This window comes from Thermococcus coalescens, assembly GCF_055392585.1.
Genome location: NZ_AP043764.1, coordinates 478,363 through 494,356 on the forward strand (window position 1 = coordinate 478,363; position 15,994 = coordinate 494,356).

Annotated in this window: 22 protein-coding genes; 13 read left to right on the plus strand and 9 right to left on the minus strand. The window is 54.0% G+C overall.

Translation table 11 applies throughout. From position 1 onward, the window contains the following. Genes ACZ5M3_RS02785 through ACZ5M3_RS02800 form a run of 4 tightly spaced genes read right to left on the minus strand, consistent with a single transcriptional unit; the run spans position 1 to position 2,544 of the window. Positions 1-888 carry a nucleotide-binding protein gene (locus ACZ5M3_RS02785; protein ID WP_464840185.1) on the minus strand — a complete coding sequence of 296 codons (888 nt, stop codon included), beginning with the start codon at positions 886-888 and terminating at the stop codon, positions 1-3. Further along, entirely contained in the window at positions 888-1,757 is an 870-nt protein-coding gene (locus ACZ5M3_RS02790; RefSeq protein ID WP_464840186.1) for a nucleotide-binding protein, read from the minus strand. Before ACZ5M3_RS02790 ends, ACZ5M3_RS02785 begins: the two co-directional genes overlap by 1 nt. Before the next feature lie 56 nt (positions 1,758-1,813). Continuing rightward, the gene (locus ACZ5M3_RS02795; protein ID WP_464840187.1) at positions 1,814-2,053 is read right to left on the minus strand and encodes a hypothetical protein; all 240 of its coding nucleotides are present in this window, start codon (positions 2,051-2,053) and stop codon (positions 1,814-1,816) included. Between the two features lie 35 nt (positions 2,054-2,088). Continuing rightward, positions 2,089-2,544: a sodium:solute symporter family transporter gene (locus ACZ5M3_RS02800; RefSeq protein WP_464840188.1), complete on the minus strand. Its 456-nt coding sequence runs from the start codon at positions 2,542-2,544 to the stop codon at positions 2,089-2,091. Positions 2,545-2,683: 139 nt separating this feature from the next. On the opposite strand from ACZ5M3_RS02800, the gene ACZ5M3_RS02805 reads away from it, so the two are divergent. The 7 genes from ACZ5M3_RS02805 to ACZ5M3_RS02835 all read left to right on the plus strand — a co-directional run bounded on the left by ACZ5M3_RS02805 (position 2,684) and on the right by ACZ5M3_RS02835 (position 7,606). Further along, the gene (locus ACZ5M3_RS02805) at positions 2,684-3,229 is read left to right on the plus strand and encodes a NifB/NifX family molybdenum-iron cluster-binding protein (RefSeq protein ID WP_464841051.1); all 546 of its coding nucleotides are present in this window, start codon (positions 2,684-2,686) and stop codon (positions 3,227-3,229) included. Between the two features lie 75 nt (positions 3,230-3,304). Next, complete coding sequence (locus ACZ5M3_RS02810; protein ID WP_464841052.1) at positions 3,305-3,691, plus strand: NifB/NifX family molybdenum-iron cluster-binding protein; 387 nt, start codon at positions 3,305-3,307, stop codon at positions 3,689-3,691. Then, on the plus strand, positions 3,685-4,728 hold the full coding sequence (locus tag ACZ5M3_RS02815) for a hypothetical protein (RefSeq protein WP_464840189.1): 1,044 nt from the start codon (positions 3,685-3,687) through the stop codon (positions 4,726-4,728). The genes ACZ5M3_RS02810 and ACZ5M3_RS02815 overlap by 7 nt, the downstream gene beginning before the upstream one ends. A 56-nt stretch (positions 4,729-4,784) precedes the next feature. Next, the gene (locus ACZ5M3_RS02820; protein WP_464840190.1) at positions 4,785-5,093 is read left to right on the plus strand and encodes an antibiotic biosynthesis monooxygenase; all 309 of its coding nucleotides are present in this window, start codon (positions 4,785-4,787) and stop codon (positions 5,091-5,093) included. Between the two features lie 6 nt (positions 5,094-5,099). Then, on the plus strand, positions 5,100-5,666 hold the full coding sequence (locus ACZ5M3_RS02825; RefSeq protein WP_464840191.1) for a DUF998 domain-containing protein: 567 nt from the start codon (positions 5,100-5,102) through the stop codon (positions 5,664-5,666). A 41-nt stretch (positions 5,667-5,707) separates the two neighbouring features. Continuing rightward, positions 5,708-6,499, plus strand: coding sequence for an SDR family oxidoreductase (locus ACZ5M3_RS02830; protein ID WP_464840192.1), 792 nt, complete (start codon positions 5,708-5,710; stop codon positions 6,497-6,499). A 96-nt stretch (positions 6,500-6,595) separates the two neighbouring features. Further along, a complete protein-coding gene (locus ACZ5M3_RS02835) occupies positions 6,596-7,606 on the plus strand; it encodes a hypothetical protein (RefSeq protein WP_464840193.1) in 1,011 nt (336 codons plus the stop codon). An 18-nt stretch (positions 7,607-7,624) separates the two neighbouring features. On the opposite strand, the gene ACZ5M3_RS02840 is transcribed toward ACZ5M3_RS02835, so the two are convergent. Beyond that, the gene (locus tag ACZ5M3_RS02840; protein ID WP_464841053.1) at positions 7,625-8,041 is read right to left on the minus strand and encodes a PPC domain-containing DNA-binding protein; all 417 of its coding nucleotides are present in this window, start codon (positions 8,039-8,041) and stop codon (positions 7,625-7,627) included. A gap of 56 nt (positions 8,042-8,097) precedes the next feature. Between ACZ5M3_RS02840 and ACZ5M3_RS02845 the strand changes: the two genes are divergently transcribed. Beyond that, positions 8,098-8,670, plus strand: a complete 573-nt coding sequence (locus tag ACZ5M3_RS02845) for a hypothetical protein (RefSeq protein WP_464841054.1) — start codon at positions 8,098-8,100, stop codon at positions 8,668-8,670. Here the strand turns inward: ACZ5M3_RS02845 and ACZ5M3_RS02850 are convergent. Next, the gene (locus ACZ5M3_RS02850) at positions 8,667-9,128 is read right to left on the minus strand and encodes a 6-pyruvoyl trahydropterin synthase family protein (protein ID WP_464841055.1); all 462 of its coding nucleotides are present in this window, start codon (positions 9,126-9,128) and stop codon (positions 8,667-8,669) included. The genes ACZ5M3_RS02845 and ACZ5M3_RS02850 overlap by 4 nt on opposite strands. 93 nt (positions 9,129-9,221) lie before the next feature. On the opposite strand from ACZ5M3_RS02850, the gene ACZ5M3_RS02855 reads away from it, so the two are divergent. Next, a complete protein-coding gene (locus ACZ5M3_RS02855) occupies positions 9,222-9,575 on the plus strand; it encodes a DUF134 domain-containing protein (RefSeq protein WP_464841056.1) in 354 nt (117 codons plus the stop codon). A 1,336-nt stretch (positions 9,576-10,911) separates the two neighbouring features. Here the strand turns inward: ACZ5M3_RS02855 and purB are convergent. Continuing rightward, the gene (gene purB / locus ACZ5M3_RS02860; RefSeq protein ID WP_464840194.1) at positions 10,912-12,267 is read right to left on the minus strand and encodes an adenylosuccinate lyase; all 1,356 of its coding nucleotides are present in this window, start codon (positions 12,265-12,267) and stop codon (positions 10,912-10,914) included. Positions 12,268-12,458: 191 nt separating this feature from the next. On the opposite strand from purB, the gene albA reads away from it, so the two are divergent. The 3 genes from albA (at position 12,459) to ACZ5M3_RS02875 (ending at position 14,083) form a co-directional block, all read left to right on the plus strand. Next, complete coding sequence (albA, locus tag ACZ5M3_RS02865) at positions 12,459-12,734, plus strand: DNA-binding protein Alba (RefSeq protein WP_048165212.1); 276 nt, start codon at positions 12,459-12,461, stop codon at positions 12,732-12,734. Between the two features lie 112 nt (positions 12,735-12,846). Then, positions 12,847-13,503: an ArsR/SmtB family transcription factor gene (locus ACZ5M3_RS02870; protein WP_464840195.1), complete on the plus strand. Its 657-nt coding sequence runs from the start codon at positions 12,847-12,849 to the stop codon at positions 13,501-13,503. Positions 13,504-13,552: 49 nt separating this feature from the next. Then, positions 13,553-14,083, plus strand: a complete 531-nt coding sequence (locus tag ACZ5M3_RS02875) for a CBS domain-containing protein (RefSeq protein WP_464840196.1) — start codon at positions 13,553-13,555, stop codon at positions 14,081-14,083. Here the strand turns inward: ACZ5M3_RS02875 and ACZ5M3_RS02880 are convergent. Next, the gene (locus ACZ5M3_RS02880) at positions 14,073-14,615 is read right to left on the minus strand and encodes an NTPase (RefSeq protein WP_464841058.1); all 543 of its coding nucleotides are present in this window, start codon (positions 14,613-14,615) and stop codon (positions 14,073-14,075) included. The two genes, ACZ5M3_RS02875 and ACZ5M3_RS02880, sit on opposite strands and share 11 nt — an antisense overlap. Before the next feature lie 55 nt (positions 14,616-14,670). Between ACZ5M3_RS02880 and mtnA the strand changes: the two genes are divergently transcribed. Then, positions 14,671-15,741, plus strand: a complete 1,071-nt coding sequence (gene mtnA, locus ACZ5M3_RS02885) for an S-methyl-5-thioribose-1-phosphate isomerase (protein WP_464841060.1) — start codon at positions 14,671-14,673, stop codon at positions 15,739-15,741. On the opposite strand, the gene ACZ5M3_RS02890 is transcribed toward mtnA, so the two are convergent. Further along, positions 15,693-15,980: a hypothetical protein gene (locus ACZ5M3_RS02890; protein ID WP_464840197.1), complete on the minus strand. Its 288-nt coding sequence runs from the start codon at positions 15,978-15,980 to the stop codon at positions 15,693-15,695. The genes mtnA and ACZ5M3_RS02890 overlap by 49 nt on opposite strands. Positions 15,981-15,994: the final 14 nt, after the last annotated feature.

A 15,994-nucleotide genomic window follows, 5' to 3' on the forward strand; every position in this document is an offset into this window, starting at 1 on the left:
TCATTTCAGGATCTCATCTTTTACCCGCTCCGCTATTTCCCTCATCGCCCCCGCGGCCTTTGAATCGGGGAAGGCCTCCACGAATGGCCTGAGCATGCCCATGCTCCTCGGAACGGCCCGGTCGTAGGGTATCTCCCCGAGGATTGGGATACCCTCACTTTCCGCCCACTCCCCAAGCCCTGTGAAGCCCGGGTTGATGTCGGCCTTGTTGATTATGAGGTAGGCCGGCTGCCTGAAGTGCTGGACGACCCTGTAAGCGCGCTGGACGTCACTCAGCGATGCCGGTGTGGGCTCCGCGATGAGCACCGCAGCGTCGGCACCGCCGAGGCTGGCTACGACCTGGCAGCCTATCCCAGCGGCGCTGTCCACTATCATGTGCTCCAGGCCAAGCTCGCCCATCAGCTTCTTCGCCCACTCCTTCTCCTCGGTGACCAGCTTCCCGCTGTTGGGCCTTCCGACGTCAAGCTGGGCCGAAATCAGCGGGAAACCGTAGCGGGTGGTCGTCTTCCTCACCACGCCTGAGCGGACTTCCTCCAGCGTTATCGTACCCTGAACCGGACAGACAAGACCGCAGACGTTGCAGCCCTCACATGTCAGCTCGTTTACGATGTAATCTCCGCCAACCACCCTGATGCAGTCGTAGGGACAGCGCTCCTGACAGATGCCGCACCGCACGCAGCTCCCGGTGTTTATGCGCGCCACCTTGGCACCAGCGAGTTCCTTTTCAGCCTCCCAGCGATCCACCCCGAGGAGCAGGTCGAGGTTCGGCGCGTCTGCATCGGCATCGACGGCAACAAACCTGTACTCGTCCTTCAGCAGGTAGAGGAGCGAAGCGGTAACGGTGCTTTTCCCAACGCCCCCCTTGCCGCTCGCTATGACCAGCTGCATCACTCACCACCTCCGAGAAACTCAGCGACCCTGGAGGCCATCTCCCTGAAAATGTCCGCCTCAGGGTAGTCCGTCAGAACTACAGGCCTACCCTCGATGTAGCTCCTTATGATGTTCTCGCTGTAGGGGATCTCGGCTATCACTTCCGCCCCGTACCTCTCCGCTATCTCGCGCACCTTACCCACGTCGCCGAGGTCAGAGCGGTTCACAACCACCACCGCAGGGATTCCCATCAGTTTCGCCAGCCTGAGTATCAGCTCGCCGTCGTGAATGCCGAGGGGAGTTGGCTCGGTGACGGCTATGATGAGCCTTGAGTCCTCAATGGCCTTCGAGACCGTGTTGCTCGTCCCGGCGGCGGTGTCAACCATCAAAAGCTCCTTCCCAAGCTCCCGGGCGCGCCTCTTTGCCCGCGAAACAACCGGCATCGCCCTTTCCTCACCCTCAAGGAGCCTTCCCGTGACGAGCGGGAAGCCGTAGAGCGTCTCGGCGAGGTAAGTGTGTCCCATCAGCTTCTTGCCCGGCAGAATGGCCCCCAGAACCGGGCAGACTATATCGCAGGCCCCACAGCCCGAGCAGAGGTTCGGCATCAGGAAAGGTGTGCCGTCCCTCATGGTGACTATGGCGTGCTCCTCGCAGACTTCGGCACACTTCCTGCACCGGGTGCACTTCTGGTAGTCAAAACGCGGCATGAACATCTCGACGGGCTCTTCGTTGGCCAGTCCCACTCCGAGGAGGAGGTGGTCGTTCGGGGCCTCGACGTCGAGGTCCGCCAGGACGAGGTCGTAATGGTCACTCAGAGCTATCGCAAGGTTGACCGCGACGGTTGACTTTCCGGTGCCCCCCTTTCCACCGCTCACCGCTATCTGCAAGCTCTCACCTCCAGGAATTAGGCCGGCCTAAAGATTTTTAAAGTTTGTGCATATGCTCAAAACGGTGATGCCAGATGGTGAAAAAGCGCTGCCTTAATGCGGCATTTGGGATGGAAGACGATGAACACCTCATAGATGCCTTCAAGATGGGGCCCAATTCCATCAGGATTCGGGACCGTACAGACAAGGTGGTCTTCTTTACCAGAACCAGAGATCTCCAGCTCGCCCTCCAGAGGGTCGTTGAGGACTTCGACGATCTGTGGCACAGGTTCAAGCAAAGAAGGCCTGAAACGCATTCACGCTTCCACAGCACAGAAAAAGAAGAGAAAGCTCACTCCATGGCTTCCATTATTTCATCGACGTTCTCGGTGGTCTTGGTGATTATGCTGACCATGACTGTCGCCAGCAGGGCAAAGGCAAAGGCCGGGACGAACTCGTAGATGCCGGTGCTGGCCTTGAGGTAGAGCTCCCAGATGATGGTGGTCAGGGTTCCCACAACCATCCCCGCGACGACGCCCCACTTGGTCGTCCTCTTCCAGTAGAGCGAGAGTATCAATGCTGGCCCTATTGAGGCTCCCAGACCTCCCCAGGCGAAGAGCATGAACCAGAATATTATGTCCTTCGCGAAGTACGCCAGGACAGCCGCGAGGATACCTATGACGAAGACGGTTATCCTGCTTATCTTAAGGGCAACCTCCTCGGCGAGAGGTTCACCCTTCCTGATGACCTCCGGGTAGAAGTTCCCAACTATGACCAATTTCGAAGAATAACCGCGGTAGGTATTCACTTGACTTATTCGACCCGTACCTGTTCAAAGTTCTGGCATCATATTCAACCATAGTAAGAACAGACCGCCATTAGGGCGACCGAAAGATTTAAATACTGTGCATATGCACAAAATACCAAAAGGACGAGAGGTGGTGAGGATGAAGATCGCAATTCCAACCAACGGGGGAGGGCTCAACGACACGGTTGCACCCCTGTTCGCACGCGCCCCCGCGTTCTACATAGCGAACGTTGACGAGAAGGGAAACGTAACCGGCGAAAAGATAATCCAGAACAGTGCAACAATGGCAGGAGGCGGAGCCGGTCCGAGGGTGGTTCAGACGCTCATCAATGAGGGCGTCGATGCCGTGGTGGTTCCACAGGTGGGGCCAAATGCCCTCGGTGCCCTCCAGGCCGCCGGCGTACAGGTTTATCAGGCAGCACCGGGAACTCCGGTTGAGGAGGCCATAAAGGCAGCCACCAGCGGAAGCCTTGGGAAGTTCACGGCACCAGCACCGGCTGCACCCACTCCCTCCCCTGCGTACGGTTCGTACCCAACCTACGGCTACGGCCCCGGGAGCCGCGGAAGAGGTGGAAGAGGACGCGGTTGGGGCCGTGGAGGGGGCAGGGGTTGGGGGGCCCAGCCCGGCTACTGCCCGCGGACCGGCCAGCCGAAGGGGAGGGCACGCTGGCATGGGTGGTGGTGAGGCCTTTTTAACCTATTTTTGGGCTTATGCAAACTTTTTAAGTTCGGTTTTCCTAATTTTCGCGGAGGTGTGGCGATGAGGATAATCATCTCAACCGAGAAAGGGGGTCTAAACGATAGTGTCAACCAGGCCTTTGGAAGGGCCCCCAAGTTTACCCTGGTGGATGTTGAGAATGACCAGATAGTCAGCGTTCAAGTGGTCGAGAACCCCGGCTACAGCCAATCAAGGGGGGCTGGAGTCACAGCGGCGCAGTTCTGCATCGACATGGGAGTGGAAGTCGTCATCTCTGGCCATTTTGGGCCGAATTCGGCCGCAGTTCTTCAGGCTGCGGGGATAAAGCTCATCTCCGCACCCCCCACATTGACCGTTGAGGAGGCCGTCAGGGCTTTCCTTTCGGGAAAGCTCACGACCGCGGTCTTCAGGTCTGGAGGTGGTCACGGTAAGGGCAGAGGTGAATGGTGAGCTTTCTTTTCTTCACAACCCTTAAATTCACATACAACGTACCCTTCTGGGGACAAACAATGCGGCTGAATTACAGATACTTCTTCTGGTTCCTGCTGGCCTCGCTCTCCGTGTTCTTTGCGGAGGTAACCGTGGCATCGTACCTCTACCCGTATTTCACGCCCTGGGGAATAATCTCCCTCCTGCCCCTGTACGGCCTGCACACATTGGTTCTCGCCGGGATCGTTTACCGCTTCGGGAAGCCCCGGTTTGAGACCCTCTACCTGGCAGGAATTCTCTTCGGCCTCTATGAGGCGTACATAACCAAGGTCGTATGGAATCCCGAATGGGGTTCAATATTCAAAGTGGGGGGAATAGGTGTCCTCGAAGTCCTCGTCATAGTGCTCTTCTGGCATCCCTTCATGTCCTTCATAATCCCCCTCGGCATCGCGGAACTCCTAACTTCCGGGAGAAAGGTGCTCCCAAGTTTCGTTCTCAAACACCCCTACCTCACGGCCATGCTCCTGGGCATAGTGGAATCCTCGAACGCTCCGTCTTTCCTCCACTCGTTTCTATCGACGTTTTCCTCCTCAGCGTTCCTGATTCTCCTGATATATCTCTGGATGGAGCGTTTTAACGGCAGAAACAACGACATGCTTGAACTCCTGCCCAACCGTAGGGAGCTAAGGCCCCTGATTCTGGTACTCATTGCGTACTACGTAATCTTCGGGTCCCTGCTCAGGAGGGAAGCACTCCCTGCTTTAGCCGCCCAGATTCCAGTATGGGCACTTTATGCCCTCACGTTTTCCCTTCTATACCGTGCCCTTACGAAGGCCCGGGAGTATGAGGGGATTGAACTCTCTGAATGTCGACCGAGACTTAAGAAACTCGGAGTACTGGCAGGAATCTTTATAATCTCCTCAGGTGTCTCTACATCAATAAAAACATTCGTACTGCCCGCATTTGGGCTTTCAATTGTCATGGTTCTCTGGGCTTTTGCGAGCATTGTTGCAGTCTCAAGCCTCGTGAAGAGCGCTGGATGGGCACTAACGGCATGAGGCCTTTTGGGTAGTTTTTAATAGGAGCAAGACAAAAGTGTTGTCAAGGTGATTCCATGGCCGTTATGAGGCTCTGGCACGGAAGGGTACCTGTTGAAAGGGCGAACGAATACGAAAAGTTTCTCATCGAACGAGCTGTGCCAGATTACAGCTCCGTTGATGGCCTCTTAAAAATCTACTTCACGCGGAAAGATGAGGGGAAGATCGCCCACTTTCTCCTCGTCACGATATGGGACTCCATCGAGTCCATCAAGAAGTTCGCCGGAGAAAACCCCGAGATAGCGAAGTACTACCCCGAGGACGAGGACTTCCTGCTGGAAAAGGAGAAGTACGTCCAGCACTACCAGATTTTCTATGAAGGGTGAGGAGGAATGAAGAAGAGCCAGTTCTGGGCCGGTGTCATCTCTCCCCTAATTGCCCTCTGTGGGACAGGTGCGGCAATCCAAATAAACCGCTCCTGGTGGAGGATCACCGAGAACGCCATAAGCGACCTGGGAAGGGTCGGCCTGCCCAACAACTGGGTTCTCAACGTTTCCCTCATACTCACGGCCCTCCTTGGTGTGTACTATGTTACCGGACTCTTTTCACTCCTCAAAAACGGCCTGGAAAAGGCAGGTGTTGCGGTTTTCTCCCTTGGCCTGATTTTCCTGGCCCTCATCGGCCTGTTCCCCGAAGGTACGTCGCCACACTACACTGTCAGCTGGGGCTTCTTCATCTCTGCGAGCTTAGGATACCTGATAGCAGGCATTGGTTTCTGGATAGAGGGCCACAGGAATATCGGGATTCTCACGGTGTCCTTATTCGTCGTCGAGGTAGTCCTGGCCAAGTGGGCCTTCGGCGCCTTTCGTGGGGTCGCCATCCCCGAGTTCATCGGGGTGTTTGCGATAGGCACGTGGCACTATTCAGTGCTGTTTACACTATTCAAGAATGACCAGTAATGGTTTTGTACACCCACAACCAACGTTCTCCGGTGGTCATCATGCTGGAAGTAGACCTCTCTGGGAGGCTGGCCTTCACAACCGCCTCGAGCAGGGGCATAGGCTTCGGCGTGGGGAGGGTTCTAGCAAGGGCCGGGGCGGATGTGATACTCCTCTCACGGAACGAGGAGAACCTGAGGAAGGCAAAGGAGAAAATCAAAGGTGAAAGCGACGTTGACGTGCACTACATAGTCGCCGACCTCACAAAGCGCGAAGACCTGGAGAGAACGGTGAAAGAGCTTGAAAACATCGGCGAACCGGACATATTCTTCTTCTCCACAGGCGGCCCAAAGCCCGGCTACTTCATCGAGATGGACATGGAGGACTGGGAAGGTGCCGTCAGGCTGCTCCTCTACCCGGCCGTTTACCTCACCAGAGCCCTCGTTCCCGCCATGGAGCGGAGGGGCTTCGGCAGGATAGTCTACTCCACGAGCGTGGCGATAAGGGAGCCGATACCAAACATAGCGCTCAGCAACGTGGTCCGGATTTCGATGGCAGGTCTCGTTAGGACTCTGGCAAAGGAGCTCGGGCCGAAGGGGATAACCGTGAACGGCATAATGCCCGGCATAATAAGGACGGACAGGATGATACAGCTCGCAAATGACCGGGCGGAGAGGGAAGGAAAGACCGTTGAGGATGCCCTCGCCGAGTACGCGAGGCCGATACCACTCGGTCGTCTCGGCGAACCGGAGGAGATAGGCTACCTGGTTGCATTCCTCGCGAGCGATCTCGGGAGCTACATAAACGGCGCCATGATCCCTGTCGATGGCGGCAGGCTGAACTCGGTGTTCTGATTTCCGGACATCCTCCCCTTTATTCCCTTAGGATGTTCCAACCAGTCGAAAAGAAAACCCTAAGTACCTCCATAGAGAGATGGAATGGGAGTCCCAATGGAAGCATCACCCACTCCAGCAACTCTAAAACGGCACTACAAATACATATTCTGGCTTATTCTTGGGGCTTTCTCAACGTATTTCGCCGAGGTCGTCACGGCATCAACACCTTTCCCGTTTTTCACCCCTTCTGGAATCCTTGTGACGTATCCCTTTTACACCCTGAACATCCTTGTTTTCTCGTACATAGCCTTTAGAAAGAGGAAAGTCGACTTATACACCCTCTTTTTAGCGGGCCAGGTTTTTGGACTCTTCGAGGCTTACGGCACGAAAATGCTCTGGAGCTCCAGCTGGGGTGCCGAGCCGAGGATTCTTGGGATATCCCTTATACCACTTTTTCTTCTCATATTCCTCTGGCATCCCCTGATGTCCTTCACCCTGCCCCTTCTGATAGCAGAGACGTATCTAACCGGTTCGGAGGAGATAGTCAGGGGGATACCCAGGTGGCTTTCGCACCATTTACAGGCCAAGAAAACCACCCACGTTGTGTTCGGGATATTCGTTCTCTTTTGTGCGGTAAATCAGGCCATAAACTCCCCTTCAAGGATGGTCTCGTTGATGTCCCCCTCAATCTCATGGGGAGTTATAGTCCTCGCCTCGACCCTCTGGCGTCGAAAGGCCCCCAGAATACCCCTTAGGGACCTCCTGCCAACAAAAAGAGAGATGGTGGTTATAACTCCCCTCTTTCTCTTAATGTATCTCCTCCTGGGGATCTACCTGTTCCCCGAAGGCATCCCGCCCCTAAGACAACAGGCGGGTGTGTGGATTCTGTACATTCTCCTCGGAGTACTCCTGTATCTCGACATCAGTTCCCCGCACGCAGGGTACTCGGATCCACTTCCGATGGTTCCCTGGAGAGTATTCGTCCTTCTCGGGTTTATGGTGGCGGTCGTTGCCGCGGTTGTCCCCAAGTCAGTGCTTCTGGTTGTCGCAGCGTGGATACCCGGAGTTGCCCTTGGGATCTTAATCTTCTGCGGTGCCGTTTTCAGGATGGTAAAGAATACATGAGAGGAAAACGGAGTTGCTTCAATCGACGTCCCACAGTGCCAGCCCGTTCTCCTGCGGTTTCCTCTCAAGGATTTCCCCGAGGAGCTCCTGTATAAAGACTTCGGCCACGAAGACCTCACCCTCGATGAGGTGACCGCCGTAGAGCATGCCGTCGGAGTCCCCAAGGGCAACATGGATGTGGGCGAACGGCTCACCGTCCTTTACGCTTATGTTGCCCAGAAGAGAGACCAGCTCATAGGTTCCCCTGAGTGAGATGACCTTGTAGTCCCCGGCCTCCTCGTCGAAGTAGCCTATCTTTGGATTCCTCAGGGTGCCTATGGCACTAACCGCCCCGATTAGGAGGTTGTTTTTCTTTGCAAAGCGGTTGATAAATTCAAGGAACTCTTCCCCCTCTGGAATCCGGAAGAGGAAATTCCGTCCCCTTGAAAACCTCACGATGCTCACCTCAAAGCTAATAAGCGCACCTCGATTTAACCGTTTGGGTGGGAGAAATGGACATCGGGGAAGCTATCATGAGCGTGTTCCCGGAGATACCGGAGCTTGAGAAAGTTGACTTCTCCCAGTACTCCACGCCCTACCTGGCCGTGCTCGCGGCGTTCGCCGAGGGCGGGAAAAGCGGGCTGGGGGAGTTCGAGGAGTTCGTCGCCTCACGGGGAGGAAGTAAGTCTGACGTCGGGAGGTTTCTCATCTCGGTCTTTCAGTACCTGCTCATCAGGTACCGCCGCTTCAACGACGAGAATGTTGAGATTCCAGCTTTCAAGCTGTTTCTGACGCTGAAGGGCTGGCTCAACGAGAACGGTTTCCGTAACGATTACATGAGGATACTGCACTCCTTCGCCGGATACATCGTTGACATTGCCGGGAAGATAGCGGAGAGGAGCGACTGCGATATGGGGATAGCGTACATGAAGACCGCCTGCTTCCTGACCCTCGAAGCGGGGGAGACCTTTGATGAGGGGTACTTCAGGAAGCTCAGGGAGAAAGCGGAGGAGATGCTGAAGGCGCTATACGAAAGGTGTGGAATCGAAGAGGAGCTGCCGAAAAAGAGGGAAAATGGCTGCTAGGTCTTCTCCAGCGTTACCTCGGCGTAGCTCCTCGGGTCTTCCCATACCCTGACCCGGATTTTTTTCACGTTGTTCCCTGCCTTTTCCGCTATCCTCTCGGCGAACCACTCCGCTATGTACTCCGCAGTCACGTTGGGCTTATCCAGGACCACCGCTTCACCGGCAGGCAGTTCCAGGTGTTTTCCGTTCTTTTCAATAACAATAAGGCCTTCCCTCCTCTCCACAACCCACTTCTCACTCACGAGGATCCTGTGGTCGAGGAGCTTTATGAGCCTGCTGAGGTGGTTGAAGTCAAACACCATGCCGTTCTCATTAATGTCGCCCCATATCTCGACGTCAACGTTGTACGTGTGGCCATGAATTCTGAGGCACTTGCTCTCGTAGGGGAGCGCAAGAAAGTGTGAGCTGTCAAAGTCCTTGTGCCAGCCTATCTTCCTCTCGGTCACATGAAAGCCCATGTCTCTCACCACTCAGGAGTCGGCGGGGTGAGTTATAACCCTTACTGGACAGAAAGTCTATAAACCCAAGCATCAATGGATTTTTTGATAGCCATGCCGATGGGTGCTCGTGGTCGGGGACGCGGAAGGGGCAGGAGAAGGAAGATGAGGATGATAGGTTTCATTCCCGAGGTTAGGCATTTCTATCCCGCGTTGCCCCCGATAGGTCAGCCCAAACCACCGATCTTCATGACCTACGAGGAATTTGAGGCCCTTAGGCTGGTGGATCACGAGGGCCTGACTCAGGAAGAGGCCGGAAAGAGGATGGGGGTCTCCAGGGGCACCGTGTGGAGGGCGCTAAGCTCGGCCAGAAAAAAGGTTGCCCGGATGCTGGTCGAGGGGAGGGAGCTTATCATCCTGCCCCAGGGCAACGAGGTTCCCAAAGGGATGATAGAAGAAGAGGAATAATTGAGCCCTAATTTCTGGACTATGCTTTGACAGTGCTTCTTCACGCGATTAAAGCTGTTACAATACTCAGCCATTTTTAGGCTCTCCTAATTTTCATGCTGGATTTATCTCTCAAATTTTTGGGTGGATTGTTACTATCGATAAACGATATTAAAACAATAAAAACAAAAGTTAAAATAATAACTTCAATAAAAAGTTGGAATTTAAATATTTTGGTTGTTATACAAACAGAATGTTTAAATTCAAAACAAAAATAGTATCTAGAAAAGTAAAAAATTCAAAAAATTTACTATCGCAGAAGATTAATCCTGCCAAAAGGCACTTAAAAGGTACACGGCTGGCGCTTGAGCATGCTATTATCACGAGAACTTTTCATTAAGACGGAATAATCATCATAGATCCCCGACCGAACAGACAAAAGATAGGTTACAATCGAAAGTGGTTATCTGCCGTGGGGGCTACAGGCATGTATGCTTACGCTAAAGTCCAGGGACAGGCAGCCACAGGGGGTGATTACGCATATTCATGTTCGGGGAATCCTTTCTGCCTGCGCATCCTGTGGAGGGCCCCTTAAATGTCCAGCTTTGTTCACCAAAATTAGATATAATGTGCCTTATATCTAATTTACGTAGACATAAAGGTGCATTGAAAGGGCGAGCTGTGGGTTGTGCTTCCGAGTAGATCGCAGAACCTGAGCTCACAACCAGCAGTCTGCAGGTACTATTCACGAGGAGTAGATGGAGTACAGACCATCCACTGCCGCCGTTATTTAAGACGTACTGTGAAGCTAACTGAAATTTAACCCCCGGCACTAGTCGCAGAAGACCCATCAGGGGGCCACTTGTGAGTGTGCGATATCAGCATCCATACATAGCTTTGCCGTGGTAGGCCGTTGGAATTCCCACCGGCAGGCGCCAACCCATCATAACCACCTTTAATCGTAATCCAATTTTGTGACAGAGATGCGGGCTCACACAACTCAAAATACCACATTCTGGAAAAGATCCAGTGGAGGCCAAGTAATCTCGGTCACTGGAACCACCATCCCCAACAATGTGTGCATTGTGCCAGAATTACTGTACAAAATAGTTAAAAATCCAGAAATATTAACATTTTTAATAGTAATTTCAGTGTTATTAATTTGCTGACCAATAAAAATGTTCCTAAATCGTATTTACATAGATTTGAATGGAATATTTAAAAATTCCAATTTTAAAAAATATTTTTGTAAGAACCTCAAAAAGTCAAAAATAACCGAAAAATTTGAGAGTAAACCCGCACATTGGGACAAGATATGAAAACAGGAGGAGACAACCGGTAAAAGGAATCCAAACCCTCAGACGCCTCCTCTCCGCTCTTTCTCCTCTATCCATGCGATTACGTCATCGACTATCCGCGGTGCCATGCCTATGTACTTCTCCGGCTTCAGGCTCTCAAAATCGTCATCACTCAGGAACTTTTTCACGTCTCCGTTTTCTCTGGCAAGGGTCATCAGATCCCTGTTCTCTTGGAACGCCCGCATAGCAAGCCGCCTGACGAGCTCGTGTGCCTCCTGTCTCCCCATTCCCCTTTCCGCCAGCTTCAGCATCAGCGGCTCGGCCATGATGAGGTTGCTGGTCATGTAGAGATTCCTTTTGATGTTCTCTGGGAAGAACTCCAAACCGGCGAGAACCTTCTTAATGCTCTTGAGCATCTCGTCAAGGAGGACGAAACTCTCCGGAAGGATGACCCTCTCAACGGAGGAGTTCGTGAGGTCTCTCTCGTGCCAGAGGGGGTTGTTCAGCAGCGCGGGGATCACGTTCGAGTAGAGAACCCTTGCCAGACCGCTCACCTTTTCACTCCTGATGGGGTTCCTCTTGTGCGGCATGGTCGAAGAGCCGACCTGTCTCCTCCCGAACGGCTCACTGATTTCAAGTATCTCCGTTCTCTGGAGGTTCCTTATCTCGAGAGCGATCTTGTCGAGGGTCGAGGCTATGAGCGCCAGAACCATCATAAGCTCCGCATAGACGTCGCGCTGGATTATCTGGTTGCTTATCCTGGCAGGTTTCAGCCCGAGATCCTCCATGACGAGGCGCTGTATCTCGATGCCCTTATCGCCAAAGCTCGCCATCGTCCCAACTGCGCCGCTCATCTGGCCGACCAGGACCCTTTCCTTCAGCTCCCCTATCCTGTCCAAGTGCCGCTGTATCTCATCGAGCCATACCGCAAACTTCATGCCGTAGGTCGTCGGGACCGCGTGCTGGCCGTGGGTCCTTCCTATACAGACGGTGTACTTGTGCTCTCTGGCGAGGTTCTTGAGGATTGAGCGTATCTCCTTGAGGTCGTCCTCGACTATGGTCAGGCTCTCCTTTATTAGGAGGGCGTTGGCGGTGTCTATTATATCGTTGGACGTGGCACCAAGGTGGACGTACTTGCCGTGCTCGCCGCATACCTCGCTTAAAGCTTTGACAACCGCCATTATATCGTGGTGTATCTCGGCCTCTATCTCCTTGACACGCCCCACTTTGACCCACTTAGTGTTGGCCCTCTCGGAGATTACTCTGGCACTTTCTTCAGGGATGTTGCCGAGCTTTGCGTGTGCCCGGGCTAAGGCCGCCTCAACATCGAGGAGTTTTTGGAGTTTATTCTCTTCGTCCCAGATGCGCCTCATTTCCTCGCTTCCGTAGCGGTAGTCAATGGGATGAACGGCCATATTATCACCAAGTCTATGGCAATTTTTAATCCTTAAAACCTTTCGCTTAACACGAATTTGCAGGAGCATGGATGAGCATTCGATTAATCCATTAAAGCCACAGGATTGTCCAATAAAGCAGGAAAAATACCGAAAAGTATTTAACCAAAATCCCACGACAGGTTAACGACAAAATTCCGGAGGTGCCAAAGATGGCAGAGGAGCATGTCGTCTACATCGGAAAGAAGCCGGTTATGAACTACGTCCTCGCCGTGATAACCCAGTTCAACGAGGGCGCTAAGGAGGTCAGCGTTAAGGCTCGCGGTAGGGCTATCAGCAGGGCCGTTGACGTCGCTGAGATCGTCAGGAACAGGTTCCTCCCAGAGGTCAGGGTCAAGGAGATCAAGATCGGCACCGAGGAGCTCCCGACTGCCGACGGCAGGACCGCCAACACCTCGACCATCGAGATCGTCATGGAGAAGCCGTGAATTTAAGCTCCCTTTCCTTTTACTCTCACGCCCCTTCTGATGACTTCAAGCAAGCTTGAAGCTGTGAAAAGCTTTAATACGTCCCCGCCCTATTCTCCCCAGGTGGCACCGCTTGGACTACGAGACCATAGATATCCATGACGAGAGGGCGAAAGAACTTGCCCAGATCTTAATGAACGAAAAAGCGATAGCCATCCTCCACCTTCTGGAAGACCAGGCCCTTTCGATAAGCGAGATATCGCGCGAGCTGGATCTTCCGATTTCCACGGTATCGTACCACATCGACAAGATGCTCAAAGTCGGCCTCATCGAGGTGGCGGGGAAGAAGTACGGGAAGAGACTGCAGGAGGTCAAGCTTTACAGGGCATCCAACCGGCCTATTCTCCTGGTTCCAAGAAAAAGTGTCGCCAAGGTTAAGAAGAAGGCGGTTCTGGGTTTTGAGAGACTCCATGTCATCAGCCTCTCGATAGCGGGTCTAATCTCCGCCGGGGTGTACGCCGTATCGCGTAGCCTGCTGAGTCCAATGGGCAATACTGGGCCGGGTGTCCCCTACGAGGCAAACAACGTCACTATAATGTCGACGCCGGAGAAGGCCCTTGTGCCGATGGCGACCAACACGAGTACCGAGGCGGCGCTTCAGACGACAACGTCTGTAACATCGTCCACCGCTCCGGCCGCGGGCAGTTCAAGCCTTCCGGTAATCCTCGCCGTTGTGGCATTCGTCTTAACGTTTCTCCTCGCTTCGTACCTTCTGAGGCGCCGTGTTTAAAGAAAGCTTTTTAAGTTTCTCTCCCAACCCCCGTTGGCGAGGTGATAAAATGGCACCCAGGATAGCCGTGGGACAAGTGGTTAAGAGGAAGGCAGTTATCGTCAAGCCGGACGACACCGTCCACAGAGTCGCCAGGATCCTCTCAAAGAACAAGGTAGGCAGTGCCGTTGTGGTTAAGGGTGACGAGATCGTTGGAATAATAACCGACCGCGATATACTCGACAAGGTCGTCGCGAAGGGGCGCGATCCGAAGGCCGTTAAGGTCGAGGAGGTCATGACCAAGAACCCGATAACAATCGAGGACGACTACGAGGTCCAGGATGCGATCGACAAGATGATGGATAAGGGCATCAGAAGGCTCCTCGTTACCCGGCTCGGAAGGCCAATAGGCTTTGTCACCGCTGCTGACCTTCTCGCTGCGCTCAACACGTACAGCAGTGAAGCCGAAGAGGTAAGTGAGGAGACCGAGGTCTACGGAATCTGCGAGCTCTGCGGACAGTACGGGCCGCTCTACAAGGTCTACATCGAGGGCGGCGAGAAGTGGATATGCGAGAGCTGTAAGGACAGCCTCAACCTCTGACTCCCTTCAGCTCTTTCATAACTTCATCGAGCACCTCAGCGAAAGCCCTGTTCCTGTTCTCGACGCTCAGCGTGTAGAGCTTCCCAAGGGGACGGAACTTATCGGCCATCCTCCTGTGGACGACTGCCAGAAGGGGCTTTTCTGATTTCAGGACTTCCCCGACGGCCCTCACGAACTCGTCGCTCTTGTACTCCATCGGGCCGATCTCATCGATGACTATCAGATCCGCCTCAACGAGCGCCCTTCTTATCGCTGAAACGCCGACGCGCTCGATCTCGTCCACGTGGACAACGTACTTCCCGAAGGGAATCCCTGGCAAATGGGAAGTTCCCCTGATGCTCGCCAGAGTGCCCTCCTCCCCTGTGTCGAGGGCGGTGATCCTGAATCCCACGCGCCTTCCGCCCCTGCGCACTTCTCTCGTGATCATTCCCCCCACCAGATATCCCCAGCGGTCGGCCTCTTTAGCAACGCGCTCCACGAGCGTTGTCTTCCCCACTCCCGCAGGACCGGTAACGAATATCCTCAGCGTCATTTCAACCACCGAAGGAGATTTAAGTTCCTTCCTTAAACCCTTTGGGGTGGTGGCTGTGGAGATAAGGTACAGACCAGAGGAACTCACGAGGCTCCCGAGAAGCGTGACCTATGAAACCGGAAAGGTCATCATGATAGACCAGACGCTCCTACCAAGGGAGTTCAAAACCATAGAGCTGACGACCGTCGATGGGGTGGCCGAGGCGATAGTCACGATGAAGGTCCGCGGTGCTCCAGCGATTGGAGCCGCCGCCGCATTCGGTCTCGCGCTCTACGCGGACACGACGAAGGCAAAAACCAAGGACGAGTTTATGGACGGATTTTACAGCGCCTACGAGAGACTGAAGAACACGAGGCCAACCGCCGTGAACCTCTTCTGGGCTCTCAACAGGATCAAGAGACTCGTTGAGGAGAACCTTGAGAGCCCTATGGGTGAGATAAAAAGGCTCATCGTCGCCGAGGCACAGAAGATAGCGGACGAGGACGTCGAGGCCAACCTAAGGATGGGGCACTATGGAGCTGAAGCCCTGCCCGAAGGGAACGTTCTCACTCACTGCAACGCTGGAAGCCTGGCGACCGTCCAGCTCGGAACGGTTGGGGCAGTCCTGAGGGTTATGAACAAGGACGGGACGCTCAAGCTCCTCTGGGTGGACGAGACGAGGCCGGTTCTTCAGGGTGCCAGGCTTTCTGCCTGGGAGTACCACTACGACGGCATTCCGCTCAGGCTCATATCCGACAACATGGCCGGCTTCGTGATGCAGCAGGGGAAGGTCGATGCGATTATAGTCGGGGCGGATAGAATAGTGGCCAACGGCGACTTCGCCAACAAGATAGGCACCTATACTCTGGCGGTTCTTGCTAAAGAACACGGGATACCGTTCTTCACAGTGGCGCCGCTCTCGACGATAGACATGAGCCTCAAGAGCGGGAAGGAGATACCCATCGAGGAAAGGAAGCCGGAGGAAGTCCTCACCTGCGGTGGCTGCAGGATAGCCCCCAACGTTGACGTCTACAACCCAGCGTTCGATGTAACGCCACATAAGTACCTGACGGGCATAATAACCGACAGAGGCATCGTTTATCCGCCCTTCGAGAGGAATTTGAAGAGGCTGTTCAAAATGGAGTGAGTCTTTCTTCTCTTTTCCTCCACATCCTCGACGAAGACCCCTTTTATCTCCCCGATTTCTTCCTCTATGGCCGGCAGGAGGAGGCCGAGAAGCTCAAGGGGTTCCAGGCAGGAGCAGTCCGTCGAGTACTCAAAGGGCTCACCCGGGAGTTCGACCCTGAGGGAGATGCCGTCTTCGGTCTTTAGAATCTCAAAGGGTGCGGTAAGGTTCTCGCCGACGACCTTGCCCCTCACCAGCATCGAATGTAGACTAA